Source organism: Pelovirga sp. (genome assembly GCF_059864205.1).
The window spans coordinates 58723-74010 of the sequence record NZ_JCBCBS010000217.1 but is presented as its reverse complement, the minus strand read 5'-3'; the positions used below and the strand labels follow the sequence as shown (position 1 = coordinate 74010).

Here is a 15288-nt window from a genome sequence, read left to right as displayed (position 1 = left end):
GCCGGAGGCGCTGGAGTCTGCGTTGAAGGCTTTTGCGCCGGATCTGGTCGGGTTCACCGCCGTGACTTGTGAGGCGCAGACAGTGCTCAAGCTGGCGACCACAGTCAAAGAGTTGTCAGCGGCAAGGGTGGTGGTGGGTGGTGTTCATGCTCCCTGCGAACTGTGCTCTTCGCTGTTGGCAGAGTCATGCACGCTCACTGCGGCTACAAGATTGAAAATCATTTTGTCAGACACTGAACGAGAAATTATTAGAAAAAAACAGGAAAGATCTCAAATCTTTATTTACAAGTAATTCAATTTTCCAATCTTACCAACAATATATGACTGTTATTCCAGATCTCTCTCTTGATAATTTTTCATAGATTAATTGCAGTGCTATTTCTTTGTTGAACTGGTATTGGAGTTTTGTTTTCAATAACCTCTTCCAACTGGAACTTTTAATGATGTAGTTAAATCCTCCATCTGTCTGAAACTTTATTTTATCATTTCCGAATACAGCACCAATTAATGGACCAGCTCTTAAATGATGTTTCTGAGTATGTAACGATAAATTTATAAACCCGTAAACAATGCCAAAACTAGACGGTTTGTTTACAAAACCAATTCCCCCATCCAGCACACCATCATAATTTCGTGATGAAATTCTGTCTACACCAGCTCTAAATCGCCAAGAAAATGGGCGTTCATTTTCATTTTTAATAAAAATTGTTTTAAAATCCCTGACACGAAGTAAATCAAACGAGTCTATAAACAATTTATTTGATTCATCCTTTACTCCTAGATTGAGGTTTAGCGCAACAAGTTCGTTGAATTCTAATGCATTTAAACCGACGGATTCTTTGCGGTAAACAGAAAGACCAAATGTGTAAAAAAGCTTTTTTCTGTCAGCTTTTAACACCCCAAAACTGAATGCTGACGGTGGAGAAATTTGGAGGGGCGAAGGAATTTCTTTAATGTTTGGATGCTCATATTGTTGGACTGGTAGTTGAAGCCTTTTAAGAAGTATTCTATTTTTGAATTCTATTAATTTATAGTTTGAGGCAGATTCTTCTTTTGAAATCAATATGTAATAACGATAGGACAGGAGAGCATTTAATATTCGAATCTGACTTTCTGTATTCAATTTATCGAGCGAAGAGAAACTATTACCGAGATCTTTTCTGACATAATCATAGGCAATTTTTTCATCTTCTGTAAGTTGATGAATTTTATAGTATAACTCCCTACGAGCAGAAGGGATAAAAGTGACTGTTTCTATAAGGCCAACTTCACCATTCAACCTCCTTTTCTTATCAAGATGTTGTAAACGATGAATCAATTCTTCAGGCAAATAAACAGGATAATTTATAGGATAAACGTTTTCCGGAATGAATATATCTAAAAGAACAGCGACTCTTTGAGCACAATTGGCACTTAAAAAAAAGTAGCGGTTACGTTTTGTTAGTAATTCAGCTATGTGATAGATGAGCAATTTTTTTCTTTTATCATCAAGAATCAGTCTGTATTCCCACATATCGCGCGCTTCACGATTGGAGTAAACTTGGTCGTGCGCATAATAATATTTGTCAGTAAAGGATGAATAGTAGCCTCCAAATAGGCCCTTGAGTACATAGACAGCAATATTTTCGTTAATTGGTACTGTCGCACCATAACTGATGGATGTGTCCAGAAGCCCTTCCAACCCCTCCTGCCCTTCGACCTTCAGGTTGAGAAGAACATGGCCGAAAGAAGATGCGGGGTTACCCAGATAGCTGCCAACATAGAGAAGACTGACAGAGTCTATCTCGTCCAATTTTGCCCATCTAATCAAAGTTGGACAGTTGCCATCATCAATCGAAAAATCAGGCAGCTGTAGTTTATCATTCAGCCATGTGTAGCGGGCGGGGAAGGTGCAAAGAATATCAGTATCAACCGATTTTTTTTCTATCGTATCGTTGCGAGCAAAATATGCATTAATGGTAGCTTCAAGCTCTAGCCTGAGATCCGTGCTACCATATTGAGACAAGAAAAAGTCACTATCAAGAATTTGGCTACGGCCTGATTTAAAATGAAGTAATTTTTTCCAAAAAGGGTCATCAGCAAGACTAAGCGAATCAGCCTTTTCAAGGTAATAGCTAGTATCTTTTGCTAAACAATCTGAAAAGGAGAGATTTAAAAAAATTAAAAGGGGCAAAACTTTAATAAGAAAAGAATTGCCCCTTTTAATCATTTTTTTACCTTAAAAACTTATACGTGATTTTCAATTATTGAAAATACCATTTTAGACTTTTCAAGACGTGTCAGCGATGAGTAGCTATCCTGTTCAACCATTTTACGAAGCTCGTTTCTTAGATAGCTAATAAATTGATCTTTTTCAACTGTACTTTTTTCAGAAAGAAGGATGAGACTGTCAAGATATCTGCCTTCTCCTTTTGCTAAATCTTTTTCAATTGAATCATAGGACTCATAAATATAAGCAGCTAGCTTAGCTTTTCCACCAGCACAAGCGCCCGGGGTAGTCAAACCGGACGTAGCTGCGGTTGTTCCAAGATCCCAGGTAAAGTTACTGACACTGGCACCAAGTGGCCAACTTGGAAACAAAAGACCACCTAAGCCACATTCTTCATAAATCCCCTGAATATCCTTGGCTTCATTAGCAAAAAGGTTTGGTGCCATACCGAAGACAAGTCCAATAACGGCCAGGATTGTAAAGAACTTCTTCATACTTCCTCCTATTTTTGAAAAAACGGACTCAGAAACAAGGGAATTATAGCTGAACGGCTTATCCGTAGCCCCCTTCTCGATTTTATACTTCCACTACAAAAGATTAACAACCGTAAAATGCATTGCAACAGAACAATCCAGTAAACAAAACAGCTCGCTCTGGCTTAAGGAGTAAAGTCCCGGATTCGTCGAGACAGAAGAGAGATCCCTGAAATCAATTTAACAGGGAATGAACCCGCACATGTCCGTCCTGGTCAAGGCTTTCCACTGTTTCAACAATCTGTCGATGATGGGTAAAGAGGGTGACCTGATTCTTTTTCGCCAATTCAGCAAGCGCCTTCAATGTTGCCGCAGAACGCACGTCATCGAAGTTCACCAGGATGTCATCGGCAATAAAGGGCATCGATCCGTGCTTTTCCAGGCGCCACTCCAGGTTCGCCAGGCGCAACGCCAGATACAGTTGATCGCGGGTGCCGGAACTCATCCCCTCGACCCTCCTGGTACTGCCATCAGGACATACGCCGACCAGAATCGGATTGCCGCTGTCATCCAGATCCGCACGCAGGCCCGGGAATGCGCCGAGGGTCAGCGCGGAGAAATAGCGGGACGCGGTCTATAAAATCGGATCCTGGTTCTCCTGGCGATAGCGTTCAATTTCCCTTTTCAGCAACTGGCTGCCCAAACGAATACGTAAATAGCGCTCAACCAGCCGCCGCACCTTTGCCAAGGCCGCCTGTGCAGCACTTTCCAGCGCCGCTGCCATCCATTTTTTGCAGCTCGTTGCAGGCCACCCCCTTCATCTCGGACAGTAATTTGATCTGTGGTTCCAGTTCCTCTTGTAGCTGCCGACTCAAACCGGCAATCCGGCCCGGGAGTTCATTGGGATCAAGCTGCTGTCGTTGCTGATCCAGGACATTAAGATCAATACCCTCGGCGATCCCAAGCAATGTTTCTTCGTAACGATTCAGCTCTATCCTTGAACAGGGCCTTTGGATCCTGTGGCAAGGGTTTTTGTCGCCATGGACGGCGACAACAAGCGGTCATGGATGACGAAAAGCGTCCCTTGACATGGGATTCCCGACCCGGTGCTGAACAGATACCATGATTTTTCCTTTTTTAACCTGGCCGGTTATGTGTACGCCGGCTAGAATTTCTCCAAACGCAGCGTGCGGGTGATCTTGTCCCGCCATTCGGCCGCGACCCCGGCCTCCTCGGCGTACTGCGGCCAGCGGGAGACCACCTTTCGCACCTCATCAAGGATCGCTTCGGCGCGACCGCGCATCATCGCTACCCCCTCGCCACAGGCCCGGAAATCATCCAGCGTGAAGCCGGCGCGCTTGCCGTTCAGGGTCATCTGATGTTGCGAGGTCCATTTGCCGCTCGGGTGAAAACTGTAGGTCACGTCAAATGCCGGAGCGAGGGACCAATGCCCCGCCTTGTCCATCAGAAAAGCGATGTTCTTGACATGATCGTCCTGGTTGCGGGCAACGATATTGAAGGTCATCCGCCGGAACTGCTCCTCAATGGTGCTCATCGGCAATCCCAGTTGACGGATGACAAGCAAGGCCTGTTCGTAAGCGTAGGCTCCGGCAAGATTGTAATCGAAGTGGGCCAGGGCTCCGAGGGACTGCATGTGCAGTTTGCCGCCATCTTCCTGCCGATCAAAGCGCTTCGTCATGAAATGACGCCTGCCGTTTTCTTCCAACAACCGGCAGGGACTCATGGTGATACCGGCCGCCGTTGCCATCCGGTAATAGGCGTATTCGATGGCGCCGTAGCCCCTAGGATCCTCCATTTCCTTGTCTTTGTTGCCGGAGACACCGTCAAATTTGAGCAGCCAGTGCGCAAAACCCGGATCAGCCTTGATCTGCCCGGAACGCACCTCGTTGGTCACCGGGTTCCAGGCGATGATTGCCTTGGCCCGTGCTCCCCCTGCCGAAGTGCCGACCCGCAGGATGTCCCGCAGTGCCTCCTCCCGACTTCCGTCGTCGCAGAAGGAGGCCCGCAGGTTGTTGCGATGCGCGAGGACCTCGGAAGCGAGTTCAACCAGTTTGTCGATCTCGACCGGTTTGGACTGACGAGCATTGTGAGGCCCCAGCACCGGAGAATATTCCAGCGCCCCCATGCCACGCATCCCGGTATAGCACAGCCGCTCCACGGCATTGAAGGACTCGGGGCTGCGCCCCTGCGTGGCCAGCCAGGCATTGATCAGGACATTTCCGAAGCGGTCGGGAAGTGAGTCAGCGAGCAGCCCGGGCAGACCGTGGAAGGTTTCCCGCGCCAGTGCAGGAAAGGAGTATACACGCCGCGCCAGGGGCATGGTCAGCGGTGCGATCTCAATGCCGCTGCGTATAAATGTCGGATCGTATTCGAAGGAGGCGACCTCGGCACCCTCCTCCACCGCTACCGCCCCGATGGTGCGCCCCCAGAGCTGAACCTTGGCGACCGTACTCATGTCTCATCCCCCCAGGACCACGCGTCCCCCGACCCCTTGCTGCGCTTCTTCGACGAGGCCCGCCGGCGTTCTTTCCCCCGCAGCTTCAGCAGGTCCATCGGGCGTGGCCCGGTCTCCGGGATCGCCGCATCAAGAGCTTCGAGCAGGTCCATCACCCGCAGGATGCGGATCAGGTTGACCGTCTGCACCGACTCCCCGGCCTCGACCCGCTCCACCGTGCGCTTGGAGACCCCGGCCTCCCCGGCCAAGTCAGCCTGGGTCAATTCCAGTTCCACGCGGTGGCGGCCCAGACGATGGCCAAGGTCCGCCAAAATGGTCTTGTCAGTCATATGAGATTCGATGCTCATTTCGACTCCTTTGGCGAATAGTCCCGAAAATTATATTTCAATTCGCCACAATTTACGAATAAAAACATAAATAACATATTCAGAAAGTCGTCATTTCTGGCGGATAGTTAGAGTATTCGTTTTTTTATCGCCGAATTTGACGATAAATCAGAACATTTCACCGGAACATAATGGGTACACGGAAGGAGGTCGGTATGACGGAAAAGAGCCGTTTCCGGACAGAAACTTATTCTTTGTGCTGTTCAACTTCTGTCGACAACGCAAATTCGGCCCAGACCGGGCAATGATCCGAGGGTTTTTCCATGGCCCGCAGCTCGTAGTCGATGCCGGCACCAATACAACGTTGCTGCAACTTGCTGGTAGCCAGAATCATATCGATCCTTAAGCCCCGTCTGGGATCGGCTTCAAAGCCGCGGGAACGATAATCAAACCAACTGAATTGATCGCTCACATTCGGGTTCAATGTCCGCCAGGTATCCTGCAAACCCCAGCGGTAAAGTTTTTCATACCAGCCACGCTCTTCCGGCAGAAAACAGCACTTGCCAGTTCGCAGCCAGCGCTTGGTATTTTCTTCGCCAATACCGATATCTGCATCTGTCGGCGCCACATTCAAATCCCCGAGAACCACCAACTGATCTTCCGGGTCAGCTTCATTGGTCAACCAATTATGCAGATTTTGGTAATAATCGCGTTTATGGGGGAATTTCAACGGATGATGGCGACTTTCCCCTTGCGGGAAGTAGCCATTAACCACTTTTACGGTGGTGCCATCGGCCAGCCGGTAAGCGGTGATCAGGGTTCGCCGTTGATGTTCCGAATCTTCATTGGGATATCCCTTTACCACCGTTAGTGGTTCCAGTCGGGACAGGGTGGCAACACCGTAATGCGCCTTCTGGCCATGATGGACAATATGATAGCCCAGCGTTGCCAAGGTCTCGTGAGGGAATTCACTATCATGCACCTTGGTTTCCTGCAGGCCGATAATATCAGGATCATGCTTTTCAACCAGCGCCTGCAACTGATGGTAACGTGCCCGTAAGCCGTTGATGTTAAATGAGATGATTTTCAAGATATCTCCCGGACTCTAAGGTTAACGACAGAGAAAGCCGTTGATCGCCTGGATAAAATCATTACCGTAACGTTGTAATTTGACCTGTCCAACACCATTGATCGCCATCAGTTCACTCTGACTGGTCGGCAATGCAACAGCCATTTCCGCCAGACTCGCATCACCAAATACGACATAGGGTGGAACTCCGTCACGATCAGCTATCTGTTTACGTACCCTGCGCAGCTCTTCAAACAGCGCCGGGTCGTAGTTTTGCCCCCTTATCTTATGTTCTTTCTTTTTGCCGCGCTGGACCCTGGTTCGCGGCTTGCACAGTTTAAGCCGTTCTTCACCGCGCAGCAAGGGGCGTGCTTGCTCGGTCAGCTTCAGTATCGAGTAGCGGGCGACATCCTGCTCCAGGTAGCCCAGCTGAATCAATTGACGCAGCAAGTAATTCCAGTCATCGCGACTGACATCCTGCCCTATCCCATAGGTTGAGAGCCGATCATGTTTTATGGTTTTGATCCGTTGATTTTCAGCCCCCCGCAAGACATCGACCACATGTCCCATGCCAAAACTCTGACCAACCCGGTAGACACAGGATAGCGCTTTGCGCGCATATTCAGTAGCATCATATTGTTCGGGCGGATTCAGACAATTATCACAGTTACCGCAGTCCGCGTCGATCACCTCGCCAAAATAACCGAGAAGGACCCGCCGGCGACAGATCCCCGCTTCGGCAAAAGCCACCATGGCGTTAAGTTTATACAACTCGGTACGCAATTGTTCCGGATCGTCGTTTTTTTCCACGAAGCCGCGCAACAAAGCGATATCAGCGTAACCGAACAGCAACAGAGCCTCTGCCGGCAAGCCGTCACGGCCGGCACGGCCGGTTTCCTGGTAGTAGCCTTCGATATTTTTCGGCAGGTCGTAATGAACGACAAAGCGCACATTAGGCTTGTCGATGCCCATGCCGAACGCCACGGTAGCAACAATAATCTGTACATCATCGCGCAGAAAATCTTCCTGGGCCGAGCGCCGCACCTCCGGGGCCAGACCGGCATGATAGGCAGCCGCCTGATAGCCGTCCCGGCTTAACTTATCGGCGACTTCTTCGACCCGCTTACGACTTAAACAATAAATAATCCCGGACTGCTCGCTATAGCGCAGGAGAAACTCACAGAGCTGCTGATAAGGCTTTACTTTATCGACCAGACTATAACGGATATTGGGCCGATCAAATCCACTAACGACCCGATATGGATCCTTCAGTTGCAGGCAGCTGATGATATCTGCCCGCGTCTGTTTTTCCGCCGTTGCCGTCAGGGCTGCAATCGGCACAGTGGGGAAGAGGGTGCGCAACTGGCCCAGACGTATATATTCCGGGCGAAAATCATGACCCCACTGAGAGATGCAATGAGCCTCATCGATTGCGAACAGGGCTGGGTTCAACCCCTGCAAAAGGCTTAGAAAATCGCCGCTCATCAAACGCTCCGGGGCGACATAGAGCAGATCAAGCCGGTTCTGATGTAACCGCTCCAGCACCTCGCGAACCTCGCCCGGCGTCAGGCTCGAATTATAGCAGGCCGCACGAACCCCTAAAGCAATCAGACTGTCAACCTGATCTTTCATCAAGGCGATTAGAGGTGACACAACAATCGTTACCCCTGCTCTGATCAGAGCCGGAATCTGGAAGCAGATCGACTTTCCGCCGCCGGTCGGCATCAGAATAAAGGCATCACGACCGCCAATCAAACTGACAATAACTTCTTCCTGATGGGGGCGGAAACGCTGATAACCGAACACCTGTTGCAGCGTCGACAACGCCCGTGCACGATCATCGCCATGGGAATCTATCATGGTTGTAAATTCTCCGGCGCTTCCCTCGAGATCTGATAGTGGCGATTTTCGACCAAAGCAGTCGTCGTGCGATCTTCTGTCACCAGTTGATCGCGGTCAATCCCTGTTGCGTTGATGATCAACCCCTTACCGGTAGTGATGACACGCTCCGGGCCCAGCATGTTAAGGGTCCGCCACCAGCTCAGATTAAAATCATGAATATTAATATCATCATCCACCAGTACCAGCAGCCGGGATCGACTGAGGCTGGACACCGTACGCAACCGGCGAATCAGATCCGTAACCTCCGCAGCTGAACAGGGTTTGACGGCAATAACCGCCACGCCATGAAATGCCGTCATTTCCGGCATAACCAGATCAGCAACCAGCGGAAAGTCAAACAATAACATTTCGCGCAGCAGCAGTTCATTGAGTTTCGCCAACTGAACATTCTCGCTCGGTGGAGGACCAACGACGGTAACCGGGATGATGGGCTGATATCGGTGGCGAATCGCCGTAACCTCCATCAGCGGACAATCTTCGCGCTCAACGTACTGACCGGTATGGTTGCCGAAAGGACCTTCTTTGATCCTTGCACCTGGTTTTATTGCGCCCTCTATGACGATTTCTGCATCTGCCGGAGCCTTCAACGGTTGGGTTGAACAGGGCGAAAAGGTCAATGATCGGCCGGTTAACGCCGCAGCGAAGCCATATTCACTACAGCCGGTTGGCAAGGGGGCGGCTGCAGCCCAGAACAGGGCCGGATCCGCCCCAAGAATCAGGGCCACGGGCAGCGACTCCCTCCGAAGTTCCGCAGCCCTTAGATGTTCAGCGATACCTGAGCTAGGAGCAAAATTCAGGGCGATTTTTCCTTCAGCCACCAGCGCTGCGCGATAGAGCCCCAGGTTGTCGACCCCGGTGACCGGCGAGACGCTGTGGGTCAGGGCCAGAGTCAAATAGCGGTTTTTCTCTCCCGGCCAGGCACGCAAAGCCGGAATATCGTTCAAGGTCAATTCTTCGTGTTGATAATGCGGTTCACAATAATCCATTGAAGGGATATTACAAGCATTGGTCAGGTTGGTTAACGCATCATGCTCCCCCGCTGCAATCAAGGTTCTGATCTTACGTGTCAAGTCCCCTTCATTGAGCTCCAGCATGCTGAACAATCGGGCTTTAGAACCGAACAGATTAGCTGCAACCTGAACCGAAGTACCCTTGACTTGCTCAAATATCAGCGCATCCCCGCCTGAGGCAGACAGGAATTCACGGCGGCAGACCGCCGCAAGCTCAAGATCCGGGTTTACCTCCGTCGTAACTCTTTTAACTTGATTGTCAATCAGCAGCCGGCGCAGAAATGCTCTTAACGTCATTTAAAACATCCATTTTAGAAAGGGGCCCTTAGTCTACCAAAAAAAAAGCCCCTCAGCGAACTGAAGGGCTCAATTGTACTATTTATTGAAAGGAATCAGAAGCCTGCCATGCGCGCGAGCTGCATAATCGACCCAGGTATGATCCCGAGGTACAGGACACCGATGACAGAAATCACGATTGATACCGCCGTGGCCGGGTAAATCTTGACCCAGGCGTAGTCTTCCTGCGGCTCTTTAAAGTACATAAAGATCATGATACGCAGGTAGTAATAAAGGGATACAGCTGAATTGAGCACACCCAGCACCGCCAGCCAGATATAACCGGAGTTGATCGCACCGGCAAAGATATAAAACTTGCCGGTAAAGCCCGCAGTTGGCGGGAGGCCCATCAGCGCAAAGAGGAAGATGCTGAAGGCAATACCCAACATCGGCTTTTTATAACCCAGCCCGGTAACACCATCCAGGGTCAGGTTTTCTTCACCACTGCGACCGATCAGTACCAGGATCGCAAAGGCGCCCATATTCATAAAGGTGTAAACCAGCATATAGAAGAGGATACCGGCGGATCCGATCTCGTTCCAGGCGACCAGGCCGACCATTGCGTATCCGGCGTGGGCGATGGAGGAGTAAGCGAGCATGCGCTTGAGGTCCTTCTGATTAAGGGCAATCAGGTTACCGACGGTCATGGTCAATACAGCCAGGACCCAGAACACGGTGGTCAAATGGTCCTGCATCCCTTCGAGACAAATGAACGTCACACGAATCAGCGCGGCAAAAGCAGCAGCCTTTGGACCCGCACTCATAAAAGCAGTGATCGGGGTGGGCGCGCCCTGGTAGACATCTGGGGTCCACATGTGGAATGGCGCAGCGGCAATCTTGAAGAAAAAGCCGGTCAGCATCAACAGACCACCCGCGATAAACATGATATTGGTTGTTGCGTCCGGATTGGCTTGGATATAAGCGCCGATATCGTAGATTTTGGTAGTGCCGCTGACGCCATAGAGAAGAGCCATACCATAAAGCAGAAAACCGGTAGAGAAGGCTCCGAGGAAAAAGTACTTCAAACCAGCCTCGTTACACCGGACCTGATCACGGAAGAAGCCGGCCAGAATGTAAAGTGAAACCGAGAGCACCTCAAGCCCAAGGAAGATGGTGATCAGGTCGGTGCCTGAAACCATCCACATGGCACCTGCAGTTGTGATGAGAATCAACGGATAATATTCGCCGACAGGGAAATTCTCACGTTTGAGATATTCATCCGACATCAGAATGGCTAGCCCGGCAGCGATAATACAGATCATGCTGAAAAAGGCGGCAAAGTTGTCTAGCTGCACCGATCCGGCAAATCCATACTGGGTATCATTCCACCCCATGATGGTAACGATGCCGGCGACAATTAACGCGGCGATGCTCAGCCAGGCAATATGCGCAGTTTTACCCCGTGGAGAAAAGACCGCAACCAGAAGTAGCACCATCCCTGCCACTGAGAGTATCAGGGACGGCATGACGGCATGCAAGTTCACATTCTGGATGGCTTCTTGAACCAGATTTTCCATCGAACAGCTCCTCGGAACCAGTGTTTATTCAATCAACAATTATTTAGTATCTAGTACATTCGCAACCACAGGCTGCACAACTTCGACGATGGCAACCTGCTGGTTGTTTATCTGCTGGAGCAATTGTTCAAGCGCGGGATTCATCTTGTCAAAGAAAGTATTGGGATAAATACCGATCCAGAAAACAAACAGTAACAAAGGTGCCATAATGACAATTTCACGCGCCGAAAGATCCTTGATATTCTCGTTGGCCGGATTGGTCACCTTACCGAACATGATGCGCTGATAGACCCAGAGCATGTAGACAGCGGCAAGAATAACGCCGGTTGTAGCAAAAACAGCGTACCAGCGCAGATTACTTTCAAAGGCTCCCATCAGTGCCAGGAATTCGCCAACAAAACCATTGGTACCGGGTAGACCGATGGACGAGAAGGTAATGATCAGAAAGATGGTCGCAAAAATCGGCATCTTGCCGGCCAGGCCACCAAACTCTGAAATCTGGCGGGTATGTCGACGTTCATAGAGAAAGCCGACGATAAGGAACAATGCACCGGTTGAAATGCCATGGTTGATCATCTGCAGCATGCCCCCGGCCATCCCCTGCATATTCAGGGCAAACAGACCGAGCATAACAAAACCAAGGTGAGCTACAGACGAATAAGCAACCAGTTTTTTAACGTCGTCCTGCATCATGGCGACTAAAGAACCATAGATGATGCCGACAACTGAGAGAAAGGCCAAAAAGGGAATGAAGGTCTGCAGGGCCTCAGGAAACAAGGGCATAGCGAAACGTACATAACCATAAGTACCCATTTTCAGCAGGACCGCAGCCAGAATAACTGAACCGGCGGTTGGCGCCTCAGTGTGGGCATCCGGCAACCAGGTATGCAGGGGGAACATGGGCACTTTGATCGCAAAACTGAAACCAAAGGCCAGGAACAACCAGAATTGGGCGCTATAAGGGATACTCAGCTGATAGAATTCCTGCACGCCAAAGCCGCTGACCGGGGCACCAGACTGTATTGCGTAGTAATAGACAAAGATGATACCAACCAACATCAACAGCGAGCCGACAGCGGTATAGATGAAGAACTTGACGGCTGCGTAAATACGGTTCGCCCCACCCCAGATGCCGATGAGGAAATACATCGGAATCAACATCAGTTCCCAGAAGATGTAGAAAAGAAAAAGATCAAGGGAAATAAAAGCGCCCAGCATGCCGGTCTGCAGCAACAGCAGCATCGCCATAAAACCCTTGGTGTTTTTCTTGACGGCATTCCAGGTGGAAAGAATCGCAATCGGCATAATGAAGGTCGTCAACATCACCAGCCACAGGCTGATACCGTCAACCCCAACGTTGTAGTTCATCTGGAAAAATTCACCAACATGGATCCACTCATAGAATTCACGATAGTGCATCCCGCCCGATGTCTTGAACACATTGTCAAAAGCCAGAGGAAGGCTGATTAAGAATGTAATCAAAGATACCGCCAAAGCAAAGCTCTTGAGCATTGCATCATTGTCCCGTGGGATAAACAGGAGGGCAATCATACCCACCAACGGGAAGAAAGTCATAATACTGAGAAGGTTGTCAGCCATGTGGAAACGCTCCTTGTAGCTTTATCGTATTCGCGGGCAGAATTAACAATTAACCAAAGACATAAAAGCCGACGATCACGACTACGCCGACCACCATGGCCACTGCGTAGTTATACATGTAACCCGTCTGGGTGTAACGCAAACCGGCCCCGACTCCTTTAACCACCCAGGCACAACCATTGACGATACCGTCGACCAGACGAACATCAAAGATTTTCCACAGGAAGGTACCAAAGCGCTTGCAGGGGTTAACAAAGACAAAATCGTACAGTTCGTCGATGTACCACTTATTGAAAACAAAGCGATAGACGCCGGCAAACTTCGCAGTAAACTGGGCAGGAAGCGCTGGATTCTTCATGTACATCAACCAGGCCATGTAAATACCGAACAGGGCAATACAGACCGACAGCGCGATCAGGGTATATTCGAGGGCATGGGAACCGTGGGCATTCAGGTTGTACAGTTCCTGGGCAGGACCAAAAACCGGTGCCAGGAAGTTACCAAAATGATTACCACCACCGAGGATTTTCGGAACCCCGACATAACCACCAACCACTGCCAGGAAGGCAAGAACGATCAACGGTACGGTAATAGTCCAGGGAGACTCCGGGATATGATCCTTAGCGCGGGGGTCAGTGCGCTGAGCACCGAAGAAGGTCATGAACACCAGACGGAACATGTAGAAGGCAGTCATACCGGCGACACAGACGGCGATAATCCAGAAGATCGGGTGACCGGCAGTCGAACCGAAGGACCACCAGAGAATCTCATCCTTGGAGAAGAAACCGGAGAAAAAGGGCACACCGGCTATAGCAATGGTGGAAAGCAGGAAGGTCCAGAAAGTAATCGGCATTTTCGAGCGCAGACCACCCATATTACGCATATCCTGTGGATCATCATGAAGATGGGCGTGGTGGTAAGCATGATGCATGGCATGAATAACCGAACCTGAACCAAGGAACAGACAGGCTTTGAAGAAAGCGTGGGTCATCAGATGGAAGATACCGGCGGAGAATGCGCCGACACCCATAGCCAGGAACATATAACCTAACTGGGAAACGGTTGAATAAGCGAGGACGCGTTTGATATCGTTCTGGGCAAAGCCGATAGACGCGGCCAGGAATGCGGTAGCCGCACCGATAATAGCAATCGTCATCATGGTTGATGGCGCCATGGCGAACAGGATATTCATCCGGCCGATCATATAGATACCGGCGGTAACCATGGTGGCTGCATGGATCAGAGCAGAAACCGGAGTTGGCCCTTCCATCGCATCCGGGAGCCAGGTAAAGAGGGGGATCTGGGCGGATTTACCGGTAGCACCGAGAAAGAATGCCAGGGTGATAATAGTGATCAGCGCCCCGCCGGCTTCAAGCAGATGAGCATTGGCAGCAATTTCTACAAAGTTGATGGTCCAGACACCATGACCGGCGAGGGCCCAGAACAGTATGAACAGTCCACAGAGAAATCCGAAGTCACCAATACGGTTAACAACGAAAGCCTTTTTGGCGGCATCGCTGGCACTTTTCTTCTCGTAGTAGTAGCCGATCAGCAGATAGGAGCACAGACCGACACCCTCCCAGCCGATAAACATGACCAGGGCATTACCACCCAGGACCAGCATCAACATGGAGAAGGCAAAAAGATTCAGGTAACTGAAAAATCTGTAGTAGCCGGTCTCTCCATGCATATAACCGATGGAGTACAGATGGATCAGGGTACCAACCCCGGTAACCACCAGAATCATCACGGCGGAAAGAGGATCAAGCAATAATTCCCAGTTGACCTGAAGATTACCAACCGTCATCCAGGAAGCGAGAACGATTTCATGGACTTTTACGGTATCACCGATCAGTCTGAAAAAGTTCTGCACCGCTACCAGGAATGAAAGGAAGATCATCAGGGTACCGATACCGCCAATGACCGCTTCATTCTTGATCTTCTTGCCGAACAGGCCATTAATTATCGCCCCAAGAAGCGGGAAGAATGGGATGAGCCACAGATTACCGTACATCAAACTCTCCTATTAGCTGAAACACCCGTAAATGTGGTAGGGATCACCACTTGAGCATATTAAAATCGTCGACGTCGAGAGTCTCTTTATTGCGGTGGAAAGCAATAAGCAACGCCAGACCTACAGCCGCTTCAGCAGCAGCAACCGTCATGACAAAAAACACAAAGATCTGACCATCCAAGTTGCCGACATGTCGTGACAGGGCGATAAAGGTCAGGTTTACCGCGTTGAGCATGACCTCAATACACATAAAAACGACGATGGCGTTTTTACGCGTGAGGACTCCAAGGGTACCTATTGCGAACAAAATAGCGCTCAACATTAGGTAGTGAGTGACAGTAATCATGATTTATCTCC

The 15288-nt window shown here is 49.9% G+C and carries 14 protein-coding genes; 1 reads left to right on the top strand and 13 read right to left on the bottom strand.

Going from position 1 to position 15288, the window contains the following annotated elements:
• Positions 1-292: hypothetical protein (locus AC6F7T_RS13825; RefSeq protein WP_500719786.1), on the top strand; the 292-nt coding region annotated here is incomplete at its 5' end.
• 15 nt (positions 293-307) lie between these two features.
• On the opposite strand, the gene AC6F7T_RS13820 is transcribed toward AC6F7T_RS13825, so the two are convergent.
• The 13 genes from AC6F7T_RS13820 to nuoK form a co-directional block, all read right to left on the bottom strand.
• Positions 308-2209, bottom strand: coding sequence for a lipoprotein N-acyltransferase Lnb domain-containing protein (locus AC6F7T_RS13820; RefSeq protein ID WP_500719784.1), 1902 nt, complete (start codon positions 2207-2209; stop codon positions 308-310).
• A 17-nt stretch (positions 2210-2226) separates the two neighbouring features.
• Positions 2227-2703, bottom strand: a complete 477-nt coding sequence (locus AC6F7T_RS13815; protein ID WP_500719783.1) for a DUF3015 family protein — start codon at positions 2701-2703, stop codon at positions 2227-2229.
• A 214-nt stretch (positions 2704-2917) separates the two neighbouring features.
• Entirely contained in the window at positions 2918-3187 is a 270-nt protein-coding gene (locus tag AC6F7T_RS13810) for an ATP-binding protein (RefSeq protein WP_500719781.1), read from the bottom strand.
• Between the two features lie 217 nt (positions 3188-3404).
• Positions 3405-3650, bottom strand: coding sequence for a hypothetical protein (locus AC6F7T_RS13805; protein WP_500719779.1), 246 nt, complete (start codon positions 3648-3650; stop codon positions 3405-3407).
• A 197-nt stretch (positions 3651-3847) separates the two neighbouring features.
• A complete protein-coding gene (locus AC6F7T_RS13800) occupies positions 3848-5158 on the bottom strand; it encodes a HipA domain-containing protein (RefSeq protein WP_500719778.1) in 1311 nt (436 codons plus the stop codon).
• Positions 5155-5505 (bottom strand): helix-turn-helix domain-containing protein, encoded by a 351-nt coding sequence (locus AC6F7T_RS13795; RefSeq protein WP_500719776.1) that lies wholly within the window; start codon positions 5503-5505, stop codon positions 5155-5157. Before AC6F7T_RS13795 ends, AC6F7T_RS13800 begins: the two co-directional genes overlap by 4 nt.
• A gap of 226 nt (positions 5506-5731) precedes the next feature.
• Complete coding sequence (gene xthA / locus AC6F7T_RS13790) at positions 5732-6574, bottom strand: exodeoxyribonuclease III (protein ID WP_500719775.1); 843 nt, start codon at positions 6572-6574, stop codon at positions 5732-5734.
• Between the two features lie 21 nt (positions 6575-6595).
• Positions 6596-8413, bottom strand: coding sequence for a DNA helicase RecQ (recQ, locus tag AC6F7T_RS13785; RefSeq protein WP_500719773.1), 1818 nt, complete (start codon positions 8411-8413; stop codon positions 6596-6598).
• Positions 8410-9762, bottom strand: a complete 1353-nt coding sequence (locus AC6F7T_RS13780; protein ID WP_500719771.1) for a UbiD family decarboxylase — start codon at positions 9760-9762, stop codon at positions 8410-8412. The genes recQ and AC6F7T_RS13780 overlap by 4 nt, the downstream gene beginning before the upstream one ends.
• Before the next feature lie 95 nt (positions 9763-9857).
• A complete protein-coding gene (locus AC6F7T_RS13775) occupies positions 9858-11318 on the bottom strand; it encodes an NADH-quinone oxidoreductase subunit NuoN (protein ID WP_500719769.1) in 1461 nt (486 codons plus the stop codon).
• 39 nt (positions 11319-11357) lie between these two features.
• Positions 11358-12917, bottom strand: a complete 1560-nt coding sequence (locus AC6F7T_RS13770; protein WP_500719767.1) for an NADH-quinone oxidoreductase subunit M — start codon at positions 12915-12917, stop codon at positions 11358-11360.
• Between the two features lie 49 nt (positions 12918-12966).
• Positions 12967-14931: an NADH-quinone oxidoreductase subunit L gene (gene nuoL / locus AC6F7T_RS13765; protein WP_500719765.1), complete on the bottom strand. Its 1965-nt coding sequence runs from the start codon at positions 14929-14931 to the stop codon at positions 12967-12969.
• 43 nt (positions 14932-14974) lie between these two features.
• Positions 14975-15277 (bottom strand): NADH-quinone oxidoreductase subunit NuoK, encoded by a 303-nt coding sequence (nuoK, locus tag AC6F7T_RS13760; protein WP_500719763.1) that lies wholly within the window; start codon positions 15275-15277, stop codon positions 14975-14977.
• Between the last annotated feature and the right edge of the window lie 11 nt (positions 15278-15288).

What these genes read in the sequence shown, in the direction of transcription:
- recQ (WP_500719773.1), bottom strand. Translation starts at nt 8,413, where the DNA reads ATGATAGATTCCCATGGCGATGATCGTGCACGGGCGTTGTCGACGCTG.
- AC6F7T_RS13770 (WP_500719767.1), bottom strand. Translation starts at nt 12,917, where the DNA reads ATGGCTGACAACCTTCTCAGTATTATGACTTTCTTCCCGTTGGTGGGT.
- AC6F7T_RS13820 (WP_500719784.1), bottom strand. Translation starts at nt 2,209, where the DNA reads ATGATTAAAAGGGGCAATTCTTTTCTTATTAAAGTTTTGCCCCTTTTA.
- AC6F7T_RS13800 (WP_500719778.1), bottom strand. Translation starts at nt 5,158, where the DNA reads ATGAGTACGGTCGCCAAGGTTCAGCTCTGGGGGCGCACCATCGGGGCG.
- AC6F7T_RS13775 (WP_500719769.1), bottom strand. Translation starts at nt 11,318, where the DNA reads ATGGAAAATCTGGTTCAAGAAGCCATCCAGAATGTGAACTTGCATGCC.
- AC6F7T_RS13815 (WP_500719783.1), bottom strand. Translation starts at nt 2,703, where the DNA reads ATGAAGAAGTTCTTTACAATCCTGGCCGTTATTGGACTTGTCTTCGGT.
- nuoL (WP_500719765.1), bottom strand. Translation starts at nt 14,931, where the DNA reads ATGTACGGTAATCTGTGGCTCATCCCATTCTTCCCGCTTCTTGGGGCG.
- AC6F7T_RS13810 (WP_500719781.1), bottom strand. Translation starts at nt 3,187, where the DNA reads ATGAGTTCCGGCACCCGCGATCAACTGTATCTGGCGTTGCGCCTGGCG.
- AC6F7T_RS13780 (WP_500719771.1), bottom strand. Translation starts at nt 9,762, where the DNA reads ATGACGTTAAGAGCATTTCTGCGCCGGCTGCTGATTGACAATCAAGTT.
- nuoK (WP_500719763.1), bottom strand. Translation starts at nt 15,277, where the DNA reads ATGATTACTGTCACTCACTACCTAATGTTGAGCGCTATTTTGTTCGCA.
- AC6F7T_RS13795 (WP_500719776.1), bottom strand. Translation starts at nt 5,505, where the DNA reads ATGAGCATCGAATCTCATATGACTGACAAGACCATTTTGGCGGACCTT.